Source organism: Aeromonas encheleia, assembly GCF_900637545.1.
GTDB classification, from domain to species: Bacteria; Pseudomonadota; Gammaproteobacteria; order Enterobacterales; family Aeromonadaceae; genus Aeromonas; species Aeromonas encheleia.
Genome location: NZ_LR134376.1, coordinates 2829285 through 2847146, shown reverse-complemented (window position 1 = coordinate 2847146; position 17862 = coordinate 2829285). Strand labels below are relative to the sequence as shown.

General features: G+C 53.4%; 20 protein-coding genes and 1 pseudogene. 8 read left to right on the top strand and 13 right to left on the bottom strand.

Annotated elements, in window-relative coordinates; translation table 11 throughout:
• Positions 1-53: 53 nt before the first annotated feature.
• The 3 genes from EL255_RS13085 to EL255_RS13075 are packed head-to-tail and all read right to left on the bottom strand — an operon-like array spanning position 54 to position 2690.
• Complete coding sequence (locus EL255_RS13085) at positions 54-782, bottom strand: phage terminase small subunit (RefSeq protein ID WP_042654654.1); 729 nt, start codon at positions 780-782, stop codon at positions 54-56.
• A 3-nt stretch (positions 783-785) separates the two neighbouring features.
• Positions 786-1838, bottom strand: a complete 1053-nt coding sequence (locus EL255_RS13080; RefSeq protein WP_042654655.1) for a phage major capsid protein, P2 family — start codon at positions 1836-1838, stop codon at positions 786-788.
• A gap of 9 nt (positions 1839-1847) precedes the next feature.
• Entirely contained in the window at positions 1848-2690 is an 843-nt protein-coding gene (locus EL255_RS13075) for a GPO family capsid scaffolding protein (protein WP_042654656.1), read from the bottom strand.
• Between the two features lie 176 nt (positions 2691-2866).
• On the opposite strand from EL255_RS13075, the pseudogene EL255_RS13070 reads away from it, so the two are divergent.
• From EL255_RS13070 to EL255_RS13045, 6 genes and pseudogenes are all read left to right on the top strand, one after another.
• Positions 2867-4334: pseudogene (locus EL255_RS13070) on the top strand (phage terminase large subunit family protein).
• On the top strand, positions 4331-5347 hold the full coding sequence (locus EL255_RS13065; RefSeq protein WP_042654657.1) for a phage portal protein: 1017 nt from the start codon (positions 4331-4333) through the stop codon (positions 5345-5347). The pseudogene EL255_RS13070 and the gene EL255_RS13065 overlap by 4 nt, the downstream one beginning before the upstream one ends.
• A gap of 58 nt (positions 5348-5405) precedes the next feature.
• Positions 5406-5657, top strand: coding sequence for an Ogr/Delta-like zinc finger protein (locus EL255_RS13060; RefSeq protein WP_017786922.1), 252 nt, complete (start codon positions 5406-5408; stop codon positions 5655-5657).
• 526 nt (positions 5658-6183) lie between these two features.
• Positions 6184-6789 carry a mobilome CxxCx(11)CxxC protein gene (locus EL255_RS13055; protein ID WP_170176008.1) on the top strand — a complete coding sequence of 202 codons (606 nt, stop codon included), beginning with the start codon at positions 6184-6186 and terminating at the stop codon, positions 6787-6789.
• Positions 6790-7005 carry a hypothetical protein gene (locus EL255_RS13050; protein ID WP_126623355.1) on the top strand — a complete coding sequence of 72 codons (216 nt, stop codon included), beginning with the start codon at positions 6790-6792 and terminating at the stop codon, positions 7003-7005.
• A gap of 281 nt (positions 7006-7286) precedes the next feature.
• The gene (locus tag EL255_RS13045) at positions 7287-8339 is read left to right on the top strand and encodes a hypothetical protein (RefSeq protein ID WP_157013114.1); all 1053 of its coding nucleotides are present in this window, start codon (positions 7287-7289) and stop codon (positions 8337-8339) included.
• 378 nt (positions 8340-8717) lie between these two features.
• Here EL255_RS13045 and EL255_RS13035 read toward each other — a convergent pair whose 3' ends face one another.
• The 9 genes from EL255_RS13035 to EL255_RS12990 form a co-directional block, all read right to left on the bottom strand.
• A complete protein-coding gene (locus EL255_RS13035) occupies positions 8718-8936 on the bottom strand; it encodes a hypothetical protein (RefSeq protein WP_042654658.1) in 219 nt (72 codons plus the stop codon).
• The gene (locus tag EL255_RS13030) at positions 8933-11200 is read right to left on the bottom strand and encodes a replication endonuclease (protein ID WP_042654659.1); all 2268 of its coding nucleotides are present in this window, start codon (positions 11198-11200) and stop codon (positions 8933-8935) included. Before EL255_RS13030 ends, EL255_RS13035 begins: the two co-directional genes overlap by 4 nt.
• A complete protein-coding gene (locus tag EL255_RS13025) occupies positions 11197-11454 on the bottom strand; it encodes a hypothetical protein (protein ID WP_042654660.1) in 258 nt (85 codons plus the stop codon). The genes EL255_RS13030 and EL255_RS13025 overlap by 4 nt, the downstream gene beginning before the upstream one ends.
• The gene (locus EL255_RS21800) at positions 11451-11906 is read right to left on the bottom strand and encodes a hypothetical protein (RefSeq protein WP_408608774.1); all 456 of its coding nucleotides are present in this window, start codon (positions 11904-11906) and stop codon (positions 11451-11453) included. The genes EL255_RS13025 and EL255_RS21800 overlap by 4 nt, the downstream gene beginning before the upstream one ends.
• A complete protein-coding gene (locus EL255_RS13015) occupies positions 11903-12163 on the bottom strand; it encodes a helix-turn-helix domain-containing protein (protein WP_042654661.1) in 261 nt (86 codons plus the stop codon). Before EL255_RS13015 ends, EL255_RS21800 begins: the two co-directional genes overlap by 4 nt.
• A 256-nt stretch (positions 12164-12419) precedes the next feature.
• Positions 12420-12872 (bottom strand): hypothetical protein, encoded by a 453-nt coding sequence (locus EL255_RS13005; protein WP_042654662.1) that lies wholly within the window; start codon positions 12870-12872, stop codon positions 12420-12422.
• A 13-nt stretch (positions 12873-12885) separates the two neighbouring features.
• On the bottom strand, positions 12886-13407 hold the full coding sequence (locus tag EL255_RS13000; RefSeq protein WP_042654663.1) for a phage regulatory CII family protein: 522 nt from the start codon (positions 13405-13407) through the stop codon (positions 12886-12888).
• 4 nt (positions 13408-13411) lie between these two features.
• On the bottom strand, positions 13412-13669 hold the full coding sequence (locus EL255_RS12995; RefSeq protein ID WP_042654664.1) for a hypothetical protein: 258 nt from the start codon (positions 13667-13669) through the stop codon (positions 13412-13414).
• Positions 13670-13689: 20 nt separating this feature from the next.
• The gene (locus tag EL255_RS12990; protein ID WP_042654665.1) at positions 13690-13878 is read right to left on the bottom strand and encodes a Cro/CI family transcriptional regulator; all 189 of its coding nucleotides are present in this window, start codon (positions 13876-13878) and stop codon (positions 13690-13692) included.
• A gap of 118 nt (positions 13879-13996) precedes the next feature.
• On the opposite strand from EL255_RS12990, the gene EL255_RS12985 reads away from it, so the two are divergent.
• Entirely contained in the window at positions 13997-14695 is a 699-nt protein-coding gene (locus EL255_RS12985; protein ID WP_042654666.1) for a LexA family protein, read from the top strand.
• 27 nt (positions 14696-14722) lie between these two features.
• A complete protein-coding gene (locus tag EL255_RS12980; RefSeq protein WP_084228404.1) occupies positions 14723-16684 on the top strand; it encodes a BbrUII/HgiDII family restriction enzyme in 1962 nt (653 codons plus the stop codon).
• Here the strand turns inward: EL255_RS12980 and EL255_RS12975 are convergent.
• Positions 16653-17816: a DNA cytosine methyltransferase gene (locus EL255_RS12975; protein WP_232018863.1), complete on the bottom strand. Its 1164-nt coding sequence runs from the start codon at positions 17814-17816 to the stop codon at positions 16653-16655. The genes EL255_RS12980 and EL255_RS12975 overlap by 32 nt on opposite strands.
• Positions 17817-17862 lie beyond the last annotated feature (46 nt).

The following is a 17862-nucleotide window of genomic DNA, read 5'->3' as shown; positions in this document are numbered from 1 at the left end:
TAGCCAGAGGCTGTCCATGGCATTCGCGCCGGGGTGCGGTGGCGCGGAGAGTCTTATTGCTCCGGATTCAGCGCCCGCAGGCGCATGGCAATCTTTTGGCGCAAGGTGCCGACGCCCACTTTGCCGTGCAGCTGGTCGGCCTGAGCCAGCCAGTGATCGGCTTGCTCCAGGATGGCGCTGTCCCCCACGGCGCTGGGGCGAGGTTGGCCGTCGTGGTCCCGCAACAGCAGGCAACCGGCGGCCTTGAACCACTTGGCGGTCAACCGCTCGTTGAGGCGCCAGTCATTGCGCACCTTGTCGAACACCCGGGAGAACCAGGGCTCAACGGCATGGCCCTCGGCGGACTGCTTCTCGGCCCACTCCAGCACGGTGTCGGCCACAAAGTGGGCCCAGTCGCGCTTGATGTTGTTCGGGGTGCGTTGGCCCTGGGCAATGGCGAGCTCCGCCCAGGCAATGCCTGCATCAAAATCCCCGACGTCAAAGGCCCAGATGATGAGGCGCTGAAACAGCTCGTTCTGATAGGGCTGGCCAGACTCACTAACGGCGGCCAGATAGCGCTCCACATAGGGGCGGTACTTGGGCATCAGCTCATCGCGTTTCATATTCACCCGGTCCCCGATGCGGGCCAGCTTGCGCAGCCGGACGATGTCCTGTTCCAGGGCAACCAGTTGCAGGTGCAGGCTGTCTGCCACTGCACCGGTGGCCATGCCAGAGCAGGCGGCCTGCTCGGCCCCCTGCATGGCTTGAACGCGCTGCTTGTGACGTTGACCGGGTGAGCTCATGGCTTAGGCCTCGGGCGCTGCCGGTGCGGCGCCGATCTCGATGTCGGCCTCTTCAAAGCCGCCATAGGCCAGGTGTTCGCCCAGGGCATAGCCTTCCATCCGCCAGTACTGGTTATCGAAGCACTTGCGATCCTGGTTATCTTCGGCTTTGCGGTTGCGTGTACCGCGCTGGGTGTAGCAGTGCAGGTTGTCCAGGGTGGTGACTACCATCCGCTTGCCCGGGAAGAAGGGCGGGATGTAGGCCTTGCGCCCGGCAATGGACTCGGCCAGCTTTTGGGCGGCGATCTGCTCACTCGGCTTGGTGGCTTCGCTGTAGAGCTTGGCTTGGGCCGCCGCCACCAGTTCGGTACCGACCAGCACTACCAAGCGCGGGTCTTGGCGGAACAGGGGATCGATGGTGGTGTTGATAAGATCGGAGGCCATCTCGTCCAGGGTCTTGTAATCGCCCTTGCCGTCCGGGTCGAAGTGGATTTTCTTGCCGGCCCCGGCCTTGATGATCTGGCTGCCTTCGTTCCACTCGCGGGCGATCTGGTGCCAACCCTTGTTGACATCTTCACCCAGCGGGTTTTTCTCCGGGTCGGTCGTCTCTTCGGCAGAGACGCCGTTCCAACCGACCCGCACAATGTCGAGGGCGAATGCGGTGTTGATGAACTCACCGACCAGGCGGATGAACTCTCCCTCGCTGCCGGCGTTGGCCCAGACACACAGGGTCGCCCAGTCGAGCGAGGCACAGGAGTCGGTCTCGGTCAGCTCGTAGGTGTTGCCATCCACGCCAACCTTGCCGTTGAAACGGCCATTTTTCTTGCGGCCGGTGAACAGCTTGCCGATGCCGACTTGCACCACCTGGCCCTTGATCTGATCCACATCCATGCAGGTGATGAGGTTCAGGAACTCGACAGAGGCGAGCAGGCCCGCGCGCAGGCCGGTTTCTACCGGGCCACTGATGACGCTGAACTGTTTGTCCAGCACGTTAACGGGGATGCCATAGGTCTTGGCCAGGGCAGCACTGTATTTTTCGAGGCGCTGACGGGCCTGGACGGTTAGGGTCTGACTCACGGTCGCTCCTTAATATGCGGTGGGGGTATCGTCACCGCCGAGCGCGCCCGGGCGCTGGCCCGGCACTTCAACGGAGAACTTGTCGATCTTGGCGGTCAGTTCACTGAGCTGGGTTTGCAGCTGGTTGAACTGCTCGGTGGTGACGCCGGGCTTGTCTTCTTTTACCGGGTCGATGCCCGGGGCAGGTTCGGTCTCCGGTTTGGTTTCCAGCTTGGCGCTGAAGGCATCGATCTTGGTGCCAAGGCCTGTCAGGGCCCCCAGCATCTGATCGAACTGTTCTGGTTTCATTTCCTCATCCTCGGATTGGCTGGGGGTGGGTTGGGGGTCGTGCTCGCCATGGCTGGACAGCAGGTTGAACAGCTTTGAGAGCAGGCTGTCGGGCTTCTCGTGCTTGGGCAGCTTGAACATGGAGAGATCCAGCGGTTCGCTGGTGCCGATGGTTTGGCCCTTGCTGCTCTTGCTGAACTTGAGATGGGTGGTGCCGGTGCTGGCGGGCTGGTCGGTGACGCCCAGGCCAATCAAGTAGGTTCGACCCAGATCGGCGAACTGCTCGAACGGTTCGATGGAGCAGAACTGGTACTGGCCGCTTTGGTTCCAGTAGACGAGATCCCGGTTGGGGCAGAGGACGGCGAACAGTTTGAGCTTGCCGTCGACCTCTTCGGTCTTGAGCGCCTGCACGGTGCCATAGCTGGACCAGCGATCGTGCTCTGGCCAGATGACGGCGGTGTAATAGGTCGGGTCGTAGGTCTCGGCCATGTCGACCAGCCAGTCGCGGGTGATGTCTCGGCCGTCCACCGCTTTGCCTTCGGTGGCGATACAGACAAAGCCAGTTCTCAAGGTTGATTCGTTCATGCCTGCTCCCAATTGATACGGGCTCAGGCTATCGGGTCGGGAAGGGGGTTTCATCCGGTTGTGTTCGGGGGGATTCGGATCCAGCGGGATATCCGAATTGCTCAGAACATCAGTGGGATAAGTGGGGGTAAGGGGCTGGCTATGATGGCGCCATCATTCATATCGATGGAGGCGCCGTGGCGTATCCCGAAGAGATCCGCAAGGCAGCAAAGGGACTCTACCTTAAGCGATGGACCCCCCAGGAGATCAAGGACGAACTGGGTCTGAACTCCTGCCGCATTGTCTACTACTGGGCCGAAAAGCTCGGCTGGCGGGAGCTGTTGACCGATGAGGCGGTGGAGGATGCCATTGCCCGCCGGGTCAATGTGCTGCTGGATCGCGAGAAGAAAACCCCGGGCGAGCAGGATGAGCTGGACCGACTCATTGGCCACCATGCCAGCCTGAAAGAGAAAGCCCTCAAGTGGGCTGAACGCCAGCAGGCGCTCACCACCCGCCGCGAGAGTAGCGATGAACCCGCTGCCGAGCGGTCGCGCCGTGGCCGAGGCGGCCAAGATGGCGGCAGCAGTAAGGGGAGGGGCGGCAAGAAAGGTAAGAACCAGATCGGCCACCTGAGCGCCGACGATTTCAGCGAGTGGCTGGATCCCCAACTTCGAGCGGCTCTCCGATGTCTCCAGTGCCATGGCCACCCAAAGCCATTGGCGTAAGACCTACTTCTCGACCCCATCGAGCAAGGTGCACGAAGCGTACCGGTTCTGGACCGGGGATCGCTGGAAGGGTACTCGCCCAAGTCGGCAGGCTATCGACTTCCCTGGTGAAGACGACCTGCGCGACGGGGGCCGCATCTGTCCCGATCGGCAGTGGCGTTACGTCATCACCGTCGAGGATGCCATACGCCTGGGTTGCAACCTCATCGACATCGAGGAGCTCAAAGACGAGTACCCAGAGGAGGTGTTCGATCGCCTCTACCTGTGCCGCTTTATCGACGATGCCCTGTCGGTGTTCAAGTTCCAGGATATGGAGCGGGCGGGGGTGGATCCGACCCGGTGGGAAGACTACAAGCCCGGGCGGCCCGACCCGTTTGGCCGGCGAGAGGTGTGGCTGGGGTATGACCCAAGTCGCACCCGCGACAACGCCACCCTGGTGGTGGTCGCCCCGCCCACTGTCGCCGGCGAGCGGTTCCGGGTGCTGGAAAAGCACTACTGGCGCGGGCTTAACTTCCAGTACCAGGCGCAGGAGATCGAACGCATCGCCAAGAAGTTCCGGGTCACTTATCTGGGGGTTGATGTGTCCGGCATTGGCTCCGGGGTCTATGACCTGCTCAAGCCTGTGTTCAAAGGGGTGTGCCACCCCATCAACTACAGCATCGAGAGCAAGTCGCGGCTGGTACTCAAGATGATCGACGTGGTGGAGGCAAACCGCATCGAGTGGGACAGCTCGGACCGGGATATCCCGCTGGCGTTCCTGGCCATCAAACGCAGCACCACCGGTGGCGGCCAGATGACGTTCCGCGCCGCCCGCGACAACGTGACCGGCCACGCCGACGTGTTCTTTGCTATCGCCCACGCCGTGGCCAATGAGCCGCTCGATACCAACCGCAAACGTAAATCCAGCTGGGTCACCAGTCAGGAGAGAAAGGCAGCATGACCAAACGACAGCAACGACCGGCCAAGACTGCCACCCCTTCTACCCGTTCTTCTGTGGTGTTCAGCATGCCGGAAGCGGTCGACCCCACCGCCTGGATGACCGACTACACCGGGGTGTTCTACAACCCCTACGGCGAGTATTACCAGCCGCCCATCGAGCGCAAGGGGTTGGCCAAGGTGGCGCGGGCCAATGCCCACCACGGGGCCATCTTGATGGCGCGACGCAATATGGTGGCGGGGCGCTTCACCAACCAGCGCGCCACCATCACGGCGTTCGTGCACAACTACCTGCAGTTCGGGGATGCGGGCATGCTCAAGCTGCGCAACGGCTTTGGCCAGGTGGTGGGGCTGCACCCGTTATCGAGCGTCTACCTGCGCCGGCGTGAGGATGGCTGCTTTGTGTACCTGCAGCAGCAGGGCAAGCCGAACCTGATTTACCGGCCGGAGGAGGTGATCTGGCTGGCGCAGTACGACCCAGAGCAGCAGGTCTATGGCATGCCCGATTACCTGGGCGGCCTGCAGTCGGCCCTGCTCAACCAGGACGCCACCCTGTTTCGGCGCAAATACTTCCTCAACGGCGCCCACATGGGGTTCATCTTCTACGCCACCGACCCGAATATGGACGATGACACTGAAAAAGAGATGAAGGAGATGATCGCGAGCAGCAAGGGGGTGGGGAACTTTCGCTCCATGTTCGTCAACATTCCGGACGGCAAGCCTGATGGCATCAAGCTGATCCCGGTGGGGGACATTGCGACCAAGGACGAGTTTGCCGCCATCAAGGGGATCACCGCCCAGGACGTGCTGACTAGCCACCGATTCCCGGCGGCGCTGGCCGGCATCATTCCGACCAATGGTGGGGGCGGGCTTGGAGATCCCGAGAAGTACGATGCGACCTATGCCAGAAACGAGGTGCTGCCACTGTGTGAGCTTATCCAGGATGCCATCAACAGCGCGGGACTCCCTCGCTCCCTCTGGGTCGATTTTAGGGAGAATATCGGTGCAACTGTATAAACAAACAGTGTTCGCTGTGGCAAGATAGGCTGTTGATTTGGATAGAAAAGGGGGCGTAATGCGGGTTTATTGCAAAGTGTGTGGCCAGCGGGGCCGCATTACCAAGACCAACCGACTGAGCGATGATGTCTCGGATCTCTACTGTCAGTGCACCGATGCGGAGTGTGGCCACAGCTGGGTGGCCACCTTGTCGTTCGCCCACACCCTGAGCCCCTCGGCCAAGACTACCAACCAGCTGGTGCTGAGCTTGATGGGGTCGCTGACGCCAGAGGGGCGGCAGATGGTACTGAAAGGACTGGGGGCGCAATAGCGCCCTCCGATTTTTTCTTGTTCTGGCACGATGTGGTCGTCATCAGGGCGCCCCTCGGCGCTGGTTGCTACTGTCGATCCTCTCTTCGTTCGCTCCACAAGGCTGACCTGCATCAAAAAGTGAAACAGAAATCAGCCTGATAGATAACTTTTTGCTGACTGCAATAGTCTGCGTTTGATACCCTACTGATCTGTCATATTCACGATGCTAATGGCAGCCTAGATGATTGATGGTTACCTTTTCTTCAAGCTGGTTATAAAGCAGCGTGCAGGGAACTAAAACCCTCAGAGGTAGTTATCTTGTTTACCAGGAGACGGGATACAAGGTGATGGATACCACAGAATCTAATTGCCGGATTATGACGAATGGTTGCACATGTTTACTGCGTGTGCCAAGCCAGTCAGCGCAGGGTTTTGAAATGTCAGTGATACTTTTAAATCGTGTTTTATATATACGAAATAGAGTTTCGATACTATGTGGAAACTTTCCGTAAAAAACTTTTGTGCAATTTTTAAAGAGGTGGCCTTTGGCAAAGGAAAATAATAATTTGGCGGCTAGCTCTGCTAGAGAGAGCAAACTATTGCAAATTCGGACTGATGCTTTATCGGCTGAGTATATATATAAACATGAATTGAATAAGATATCTGTTGTTACAACCGTTATTACGGCACTAACGATTCTAGTACCTATTATAATAACTCTTGCTTTGGTTTGGGCTAAAGGTACAGGTTATGAGGAACTTCTGAATGGTGTATCTTACATATCATCTGGTGCTTTGCTATGTCTTTCTATCTGTAGCTTAATATTCAAACTTGAGCAACGAAAAGAAGCATACTTAATTGGTAGACGTACAAACATATCTATTGGGAATGAAGCTCAGGAACTAATGTCTAACAGAGAGTTAGACGCGACATGGTTTTATAAGTTTGTTGCGGAGCAGGATGCGAGAGATCAAGAGAATATATCTAATATCTCTAGCTCAGTAACACAGGATGCTTACCGATATACACTCAAGAAACTTCATCCTAGTGATAGCAATGTTGTATGTCCGGTATGCTCTGCATCACCATATATTTTTTTCAAAGGTAGTTGTCAATTGTGTGGTAATACACCAGTAAATAAGGGGAAGTAAATGTCTAATAAAGAAATATTTGATAATTGGTTTAGTGGGCTTTCAAAATCTGAGCAAGATGAAATATTAACCCATATTTTTTCTACGAAGCTCACTATTACTACTGAAGGCTTTTTTTCAGGGCCATCAGGTAAGGCTTTAGAGAAGGGACTTTTTACTGGACCTTCTGGTTTTAGTGGTCGTCAAGTTTGTGGTGGTTGTGGTCGCCCAATATAAATTGCATAACAAATGTCTCAAGAGGGACTGTCAACGCGTTGTGTTTCCAGTCCCATTGAGCCGCGGTGGTTATGGCTGTTGAGTTTGAGTTTAGTGTTATGCATGTTGCCAGTCCCTTAGGTGGACGTTAACTCTCTTTACGTAAATATAATGAGTATATAATGGTAATTACTCCAAGAGTCATATGCAAAACATGTGATACGAAACATCTTTTAAAGGTAACGATAGGACGCGAAGATAGTCAATATCATTCTTTTCCGTGTACTGAATGTGAAGAGGAAATGGAATTCGGACTTGAAAATATGTTTTCGGTTACTGATTTAAAATATAGGTATGGAAAAAACTGTAAAGAGGGTGATTTTGATTACTTTGATGCGATACAGGTTCATTTAAATCCTGATTTTGGCGTGGGACACAAAGTTGTTGAGGCTGGTGATATTTTTACGGCAACGTTGTCTAATTGCCTTGAAATGCAGCGAATGCAAGCGGAAATGGACCAGGAAATAAGAGCTGAAATTATTGAGCATCGAGTTAATTATGATAACTATAATAGTGAAAAAATGCGATTTCACTTGAAGGTTTGGTCGCTTTTAAGAAAGGGTAAAGTTGAACTTGCGGATAAGTACATATCAAAAAACATATGTGAGTTTCAGGGGAACGCTGGAAAAGGACAGGAATATCATACTAGTGAATTCCTAAATCATATTATCGGTTCATATGGTTTGGAAATTTATGAAAGCTTAAAATCTGAGAAAGAAAAAGCAGCTTCCCTCAAAGAGCTTGTTAATTTTAGTGAAACTCAAAATGTAGATGTATATGATATATTTGAAGAGTTTATAGAGTTGTTTAGTGAGTTTTCTCAGGTGTTTACTTACTTAAATCGCGGGATTGAAATATCAGGCAGTGTTAAAGTATCTTCGACAGACTTTAATCGTACAAAAAAACACTATAGCTCAGCATATGAAGTGTTAGCAAAGCTTCTCTATATTCCCGCAGGTATTAATAACTCTATAGAGAGGGGGGACCCTCATAAGTTTGAACGTCTTGACTCGCTGGGTAAATATGTAAACACTGGAAATGGTGATAAATTGCGCTGTTTAAGCAACAACGTTGAATTAAATAAGCTTTCTGAGTGTTACGATAATCATTTAAGAAATGCATCATTTCATAACAATATGAATTACAGCCCTAAAAAAAATAAAATCACGTATAAACAGAATAACGGCATAGATGTAAAAATGAACTACAAAGAATATTTAATTATGTGTGTTAAAGTGACTGAGGCTATTGCCGCTTTATCTTTGTTTAGTTTAGTTGACCTAAACGAGAGTTAACAAACGCTATAAGGCAGAATCGCAACGCATGGTATTTTTGTCATGCGTTGATTTTGGTGATTAAAGTGGTCTGTGGAAATATTGCGTTGCTCACCATTTGAGCGGGTGTGAGGCCGTAAATTTCTAGCCCTTGGTACCAGAATAAAAGACTCATCGTCTGGAATTATGAACTGTGCCGCCATGCTACCACGGTGGCACAGTTCACTAATGATTTGCACGTCAAGGTCCGTTGTCCGGCTGCCCCATGATCGGTGCGCTCGGTTGAGCTGTCAGGTGCGGCTTGGACGATGACCACGGGGAGCGGGCCATCAAAAAAGTTTGCTGTCTACCATTAGAGGAAAGAAGCGGCACAGTCGGGTGGTTTACCTTTATCTGAAACTAGTTTGTAACCTCGGTGGCGACGACAGACAGAGCCAGCGATTCTGAATGAGAATAGCGGTGACGCAGGATAATGCAGGCCACGGCCTGCTGTTTGCCCTTGAGCATCCCCACCCATTGACTGGTCTCGTTGGCTGGCCAGCATTGCTGGAGAATGTAGGTCACCCGATTAACCAGGCGGCGGTATTCTTCGCGGCTTACGGTCTGCATGCTGTTCATATCCACTCCTCGTTGTAGTCGCCCAGTTCTTGCTGCCAATCCTGGGTGTTAAGCTTCTCCAGTTCTGCCCACATGTGTGACTGGTGTGGCTCCGGCAGCATCTCAATCCAACGGTGCGCCCCGGCGTGTCCTTGCACCTGGTAAACCTTGCCGCACAATTCGACAAGCATCGGCCAGTCCGGATCGCCTGCCGGTACCGCGTATTCATCTGGTTGGCCCTGTTCGGCTGGCTGTAGTCCCTCCAGTTGCAAGTCCGGCTCGCTTGGGAGCGATCTGCACGACTGCAGCTGTCCGTTCTCCAGCCAGAGGGTGAAACCATCCGCCCTTACGCTGGCACCTGACCGTAACCGGTCGATGGAGAAGGGCGATAACCCCCATTGTTCCCTCATGATCTGGTCTGCGAAGGCATCAGGATCTGGCCGCGTACAGTTATTGTCAGAGCTCCAAGGAGCCGGGCTGTCGCCCGTCTTAACCCCAACCCTCCAAGCCGAACCCTCGGCGGCCTTGGTGGCCTCAAAGGTACCGGCAGGCACCACTTCCCACCCAGTCAGACGAGTACGCACACCCAGTCGGGCGGTATGTAGGCCCATCAGGCGTTTGATGTCTTCGCCGTAAGCGTTGGCCTGTTCTTCAATGAGGTGGGCCAACTTGATGGGGTGTTCGGCCCGGGTCGCCAGGGCGCCGCCCATGGCCTGCAGGTAACAGCGGAAGATGCCGTTATCCGCGGCAAAGCGGGCGGCCTCAAAGCGTGGGTCTTGCAACACAGGTTTAGGTGGGCCCACCAGATCACCATGCTTCTTGGCGTTGCTGATGCGGCGCAGCTCGCGCCACACCCCGACAGGGGCGCCGCCGATCTGTTGGAAGGTGCGGATCCCCCACCAACTGGCCCAAGCACATGCATGCTGGGCCCCTTGATCAGCAGGAGTGTCTGACTCCTGATCACCATCTACATGCTCACCGTCGATGTTCTTGGCGATATAGGCGGCGATGTAGCCGGTGGCGTCCCCTTTGGCCGGGTCTATCTCTTTCCAGTCAAAGCGGGGTTTGATGTTGGTGAAGGGCGGGCGCCCCTGGATCTCGCGCACCAGCTCCTGATGATCATCGGTGAGGGCATAGCGTTGCAGGGTGCTGATCACCCGCCATTTGTTGGCAGGGCGCATAAAGAGCAGCATGTGCCAGTGCGGGGTACCATCGTGATGTGGTTCGCACACCCGAAAGCCGTAGACGGGGGCATCGACCCGCTTGAGGGCGGCCCGAGTCAGGCTCCATAGCTTGGCCAGATAAGCGCAGGTTTCCCGCGGCGTTGCCCCTTCATAGCGCTTGTTCTCTACGGTCTTGCCGTCGTGCTTCTGTGTCCAGGCATGAAAGCGGGAAGGGGCCGTCCAGGTGACGAAGACCCCCACATGCCCTTGCTCTTCGGCGTAATCCTCAAAGCCGCGCATCCGCACCATCATCTCGTTGCGGCGGTTGACCGGGTTGGCGTTGCTGGCCTCCCAGCAATCCTTCATCGAGATCACCAGGTCATGCTGCTCGTTCATCACCTCAGACTCGGCCAACCAGCGCATCATGGCCCGCTTGCGCTCGCGCACCACCTTCATGGTGGCGTTCGACACATAAGCCGACACCCCCTTGCGCACCTTGCCGAGTACGATGTTGATGTGCTCCTGCAGTCGGTCCCAGGTGCGGTTGATGCGCTTTTCCCACCACTTGGCAGAGAGCAGGCGCACCATCACGCTCAGGATCCAGTTATCACGTATCTCCTCGGTTTTGAATTCGGGCAACTCCCCTATAAAGCCCCACTGGTCGGCAGGTTGGTGAATGACCTCCCATGCCAGCAGCAGATCCGGCTCATCGCCGGCTTTGATGCCCTGCTCGATGTTGTGCCAGATGGCGGCCGTCTGGTTGGCGAACTGGTGCGCCACTCGCTTACGGCTCTCTTCATCGCGCAGGGCCTGAGGGTCCACTGGCAGGGCCTGGATAAGGCTGCGCACCAGCTTGGTCCGCTCACGAAGCCAGATGTTGCCATTGCGGGCATGGCGGGTGCTGCCATCTTTGCGGCGTCGCACGTATTGCTTGAACAGGGTCAGGCTGAGCTGGGGGGAGAGGCCATCGAGCATTTGCACGGCCCACGCCAGATCAGATTGACCGGGTGCGCCAACGAAAGCGGCGTCAAGATTGACGCCGGGCAGAGCATTGGAAAGGGTATCGATACGCTGCCGCAGTGTCCTTTTCGACAGCGGCAACCGGGTGGCTGTTCGACTCATTGGATGGCGGTACCAGATAGCAACGTAATGCGGGACTGGCAGCCCTGGATGCGCTGCTGCGCATGGGCTCTCATGCGGCGGGCTGCCGCGCACTGGCGCAGTAACAGCGTGATACTGGCTCGGGGGCGAGCAGGCAGTCGGCGCGCATTGGCCAGCTCCTTCTGATAAAGACGCAGCCGCGCTGCGTCTTCCCGATAGGTCTCTTGCCAGCGGTGCATCAGGCTGGCCAGTTCCTGCTGCAGGTGATGGGTCACTGGATCACCTCACCTTGTCCGTGCAGCGGGGCGCACTCGCGCCACCACTCGCCGATTTCCCGGGCCAGGGCGGTTTCACCCTGGCCCAGTGCCAGCCAATAGACAGAGCGCACGGCCCCGAGCGCCAGCAACTCCCGGGAGATGTCTCTATCCCCCCGAACTTCACCACCGGCGGCGATAAACTCGGCGCGGGCCGCCAGCCAGTGAGTGACCAACGGGCCATGAGTCGGGGCCATGGCTGGCCCCTCTTCGCCATCGTCCTCACCGCTGTCGTCATCCAGCAGGGCGGCCGGATTGCAGGTGGCGACCAGTTGGATCTGGATGTACTGCTGGCCGGAGTAAACCCCGCCCAGGGCGATGCGGTTATCTTCGGCGTTGGTGGCGAACATATCGGCCAGCAGCCCCTCGACGAGCTGGGGCGCCTGACGGGCAATCTTGATGGCGTCGCTCATGCCAGCACCTCCGGCGTAGCGATGCCGGTCAGCAGCCATTCGCAGTGATGTTTCATCTCCGGGTGATTGGCGATCAGCAGGAACAGGCCCCCGCCGATCTCGCGGTATCCCAGCTCGTAGTTCTTGAGCGTGGTGGCCGGAATGCCGAGCTGATCGGCAAACTTGGGGCGGCTCAGCTTCAACTGCTCCCGTAACTGGCGCAGACGCTTGGCCGCATGGTGGTTGAGCAGATTGATCTGGGTTGGTTGTGCGTTCATGGTCAGGCTCCTTGTGAAAGAGTGCAGGGGTTGATGCGGCTGAACAGAGAAGCCCAAGCCAGTGCGGTGGTGCGTTCCATAAGCGCAACCCCGTCAGGGTGTTGGCTAAGACGGGTGCCATAGCGGCCCGTCAGCTTGCGTTGTTGGATGCGAAGGTTGCGCAGGGCGCAGGGGATCGCTAAAGTTGCCATGTCGACTTCCTCATACGTTGTTGATAAAGGCCCGCTTGGAGTTGCAGCTCCGTAATGCGGGCTTTTTACTGCCCGATGGGGCGTGGGCCTTGCCCGGTCATCTGGCTTGCCGCCAGCACGGCACGCTTCATGCGAAGCCTTGCCGCTCTCTCTTTCTTCTCCCTCTCGATATCCCCGATGGATCTGGTGCTCAGTGCCGGGTGCCAGACTTTGCTGTCACAGCCGCCGCGAAACGCTTTCTGATACTCCAGCGCGATCACCGCCAGCCTGATCGCCTCACGCTGTGCATGGGGCAGGGCCGACAGGGTGGCGGTCATCAGTTCGCCCCGCGGTTGGCGGGCGATGGCACAGATGGCGGCTTTCTTGGCCTGGCCCATCGCCAGCCAGTCGGTGTCCAGGCTGGAGCGTGTCTTGCCGAACAGATCGCGCAGCAGCAGGCAGCCGGCGGTGTTCATGGCGATCTGTTCGGAGGGTGTCAGACCCGCCAGATTGAGTTGTTCGTGGTCGATGCGTTGCATGGTGGTTTCCCCTTCACATGGTCGCGGCCTGCATCAGGATGTCTGATGCACAGGCCAGGGCGGGCACCGCCTGAAAGCGGGCCTTGATGTCGTGGATCAAGATGGCGAGCGATCCCATGGCCGAGGTGGCCACGCTCACCAGGGTGTTGCGCTCCGAGCGGGTGATCCGGCCGCGGTCGGTCAGCTCCAGCGCCCGCTGGCCAATGCTGGCCACCTTGGCATTCAGATCGATCGCCTGATGGGGCAGGGAAGGGGCGCGGTCTGCCTTAGGTATGGCTACTGCAGTGAGGCCACATTCCATCAGCATGCCGTCGAACAGGGTTTCGTCCCCCTCGGTGGCGTGGTAGATGGCCACCAGATCCCGGGCGGTCAGCTGATGGGATTGCTCAGGGTTGAGCTTGTTACGCAGCATCTGCTCGTTGATGCCGGCGGCGCGGGCTACCTCGGCCAGCGAATGACTGGCGGCAAAGCGCGAACAGGCGGAATCGAAGTGCTGCAGAAAGTGCGACTGTTTGGGCATGCCTTGTTCAAACATGGCTTTAAGCCTCCTGCTTGCGCGACACTCTGGGAGTGCGCACAGGCTTGGCCGCAGGCACTGTTCCTTGTTGGTTCATGGCCTGCTGGGTGTAGAGCACCAGGTTGATCAGCACTTTTTCAGCGCGTCCCTGTTTGGGCATGATGGGAATACGCCCGGCCCGCACGTAGTTCTCCACCGTGCGCTGGGTCAGGCCGGTACGCTCAGAGAAGCTCTCGACCGTGCAAACAGGGGTATCGATATGGATGGGGGCAAGGATCATGGGTGGTGACCTCCTGTCAGTTACACACGGTCTGGCGTGGTAAGGGGCTGCTCGGCTTTAAGCTTGCCGCCGGTCAGCACTTCGATCTGGTAGGCGCGGCCTTGGGGGATGGTGTCATCCCACTTACTGACTGCAACATGGGAAATTCCAAGAGCTTTGGCTGTCGCCGTAACGGTGCCGAAGTGCTCTAGAACTGCGCTTTTCTGCATTTTCAAACCCTCCATTTGTCACCTAAGTGTCGGTGATGGCTAAAGGTAACTTATGGGTCGAATAAGGGTCAAGAGGTTTCGTTGCTTTAGTTACCTTGCTGGGTGGTAACTTAGGTTTATGGAAACTATCAATGACCGCATATCTGCACGCAGGCGTGCGCAGAAAATGAGCCAAGATGAGCTTGCGAGGCGTATCGGGATTACTCGGGTATCGATCAGCAAGTGGGAATCTGGACTTAACCAGCCTAAGGGCCGCTATCTCAATGACTTGGCGGCTGCGCTGGGGGTAACTGTTGACTGGCTACTGACTGGCGATGGCAACTCATCAGAGCCACCTGCGACAAAGTCGATACCTGGTTACCACAACGTCGAGCCGGCTGTGATCCCGCAAGGGTCTCGGGTGCCGGTGCTGAGCTATGTGCAGGCCGGCCACTGGCACGAGATGTGTGATCAGGCAACGGCCTTCGATGGCAATGTCGAATATGTGACGGCGGGGGTGGAAGTAGGCCCTTGTGGCTTTGGCCTCTGGCTGCGAGGCGACTCTATGTTGCCGCAGTTTAAGGAAGGGGACCTCATCATCGTTGATCCCGACGAAGCGCCCCAACCAGGGGACTACGTGGTGGCCAGTAACGGCAGCGATGAGGCCACCTTCAAGAAGTACCGGCCCCGTGGCATCGATGAGAACGGGCACGAGGTGTTTGAACTTGTCCCCCTCAATGATGACTTCCCCACCATGCACTCCGACCGGCAGCACATCCAGATCATCGGCGTGATGGTAGAACACAGATCATTTAGAAAAAGACAAACAGGGCGCTAATGCGCCTTTTTCTATTGGGATAAAGAGATGGCCGATTTTCAATTAAATATAGACTTTAATGTTTTGAACCACCTTGGTATGGGATTATATTCCAACACTCCTGCCGTTCTTACAGAAATAATATCAAACGCATGGGATGCTGATGCTGAGCTTGTATCAATTGATCTAGATAAAGGATCAGGAGAGGTTACTATTATTGACGATGGCAATGGAATGACTGAGTCTGAAATAGTCAATAAATTTCTAAAGGTTGGTTATGCTAGGCGGGACAGTGCATGTGGTAAAAGTGAGGTTAAAAGTAGGCAAGTAATGGGGCGAAAGGGAATCGGTAAATTAGCCATGTTCTCCCTAGCGAATAAGATACAAGTACATACAAAAAAAGACGGAGTTTGTACTGCCTTTGAAATTGATGTTGGCAAACTGAAAGGTCATATAAAGGCAGGTACTAAATATTCTGCAACGAGGATAACCCCTTTTTTTGATGAAGAAAAAGGAACTAAAATTATATTATCTGATTTGACAAAATCTATTAATAGAACTGAAAGTTATTTGAGAAAAAGACTTGCAAGACGATTTAGCATAATTGGAGCTGGTGATCTATTTGAAGTCGTACTCAATGGTAATCCCATCACCATGGAAGATAGAGATTACCTTGGAAATATTCAGTTTTTATGGGAGTTTGGCAACTCGAACGGAAAGGTAATGGAAGCATGTAAAAACAAATCAAAAAGTGATACCTTAGATAATCTTGTTGTGTATGAAGAAAATAAATACTATGTGAGTGGATATATAGGTACTGTCGAACTTCCTGCGCAGCTGAAAACTGATTCTGAGACATCAAATAATACAATAACAATAATGTCGAATGGCCGTGTTTTTGAGGAGAATATTCTATCTGCATTTGATAGTGCAAGAATGTTTACCAACTATCTTGTAGGGGAAGTGGAGATGAATTTCCTCGATGATAATGAATTACCCGACATGGCTACCTCATCAAGACAGCAGCTTCAGCAAAATGATCCACGCTATAAAGTCGTGACAGAGTTTATGAAAGCATCTTTAAACAAGATAGATAAAAAATGGGATGAGTGGAGAAGGGAAATTGGTTCAAAAGAGGTGGAAAAAGAAACGCCAATTTTAACGAGCTGGTTATCAGAATTAAAGTCTGGTGAAGAGAAGGTGGCTAGGCGACTTATTGGAAAACTAAATACTTTTCGGTTTGGTGGTTCTGAAGAAGAACAAAAAGAAACCAAGAAGGAAGTGTTAAAAAACACTCTCGTTGCTTTTGAAAAAGCTCGAATAAACAATAATTTGAGCAAGCTTGAAAATGTTGAAAGCATAGAGTCTAGTGTTTTCAGAGATATATTTGTTTCAATAGATGATATTGAGGCGAGTTTATTTTATGACATTACTTCACAAAGAATTAAAGTGATAGAACACTTCGCCAAAATTACAGAAGATAATGAGCTTGAGAAAGCCGTTCAGGAATACCTTTATAAACATCTATGGTTGCTAGATCCATCTTGGGAGCGTGTTACTGGGTCCAGTATTATTGAGCAAACGTTGACGAATGAACTTAAGCAGATAGAGCCAGATGCAATAAAGGGTGCCAGAATTGATATAGCATACAAAACCATTTCAGGTAAACATATCATTATTGAAATGAAAAGACCGGGTGTGAAAGTTGATATACCTGCACTTGTAGAACAGGGGGATAAATATGTCAGGGCAACAGAACAATGGTATAAAAACAGCCCTAAGAGTTGCCCTTCATATGGAGTGGTCCCACCAATAGATGTAATTTTCTTATTAGGTAAAAATGAATTTCCTAATAGAAGCGAAAAATATATTCAAGGCCAACTAGAATCTATTGGAGCAAAGATATTTACATATACTGATTTGATCACTCAGTCAAAACAAGCATACAGTGAGTATCTACATGGTCGGGAAGACATGTCTAAATTCCGGAAATTGATCGAAGAGATTTAGCATGATCCAGGATTGTCATACCAACAATCTCTCCTAGCCTTACTGGCACTGCATTGCCAATCATTTTGGCAAGCGCTGCCATATCGTGTTGGGCTTCAGACGGCAGGAATTTGTAAGCCTTAGGGAACGATTGAAGTAATGCCGCTTCTCTAAGGCTGATTCCTCTATCCTGTTCTGGATGCCCGAAACGACCGTTTCCAAAGCCAGTACATTGAGTTGTCATTGTAGGGCTGACTTTATCCCACGCCATTCTTCCATATACAGAAATGTATGTTTTTCCTGAATCTTTTCGATGGCAATCAGCTCGAAGGTGCTCTGGCCAATCTAACCATGTACCACCTGGCTTTGAATGCTGAATTCTTTGGAGGTTAATGTCGGATAAACCTGGAGCCTTATGTAAAGGGTCTGAGCTATGCTGTTCTCCGGCTAAGAGTGTAGGCAATGAGGATATCACATCTCGTACTGTAATATAATTATCAGGAGTATGAGTTGCTTCTATGAGTTTTATATCTGAGGAACGGGCGGCAACGAGGACAAGACGCTTTCGTGACTGTGCCATTCCATAGTCAGGACAATAAACTACCTTATAATCAATGAAATAGTTATTATTTTTTAGAGTCTTAACAAAATCATGAAAGACACTCTTGGTTAACATACCAGGAACGTTTTCCATAGTTACGTAATCGGGCCTTACCTGTTCAATTAAGGCTCCAAAACTGCCAAGTAAACCAGAACGTTCATCTTCCTGATTGTTTCTGTTTCTGGAGTATGTGGAGAATGGTTGGCATGGGGCGCAACCAGCTAACAGAGTCACCTCTGCTCCCTCAAAGTGCGTAGCAAGTTCATCTGCAGTTAGATCAGTAACGCTCTGATTAATGAACCTAGCTTTATTGTTGTGTTCATAGGCATACCTGCAGGTTTCTACGATGTCGTATCCGGCAACAACATCTATTCCGGCTCTAACGAGTCCGTGTGTTAGGCCACCTGCACCACAGAACAAATCAACAGCACGAATTGTCAAGGTCAAAACTCCAAAACTCATCTTCAAACAGCGTGCGAGTATACCAGCCTTTTTCGCTCTCATCGAGGAGCTTGTGTCACAGGCGAAGTTTATCTTGCCGAAACCAAACACTCCCAATCTCTACTGATGGCTGTATATAATCACAGTGGTTTGATGG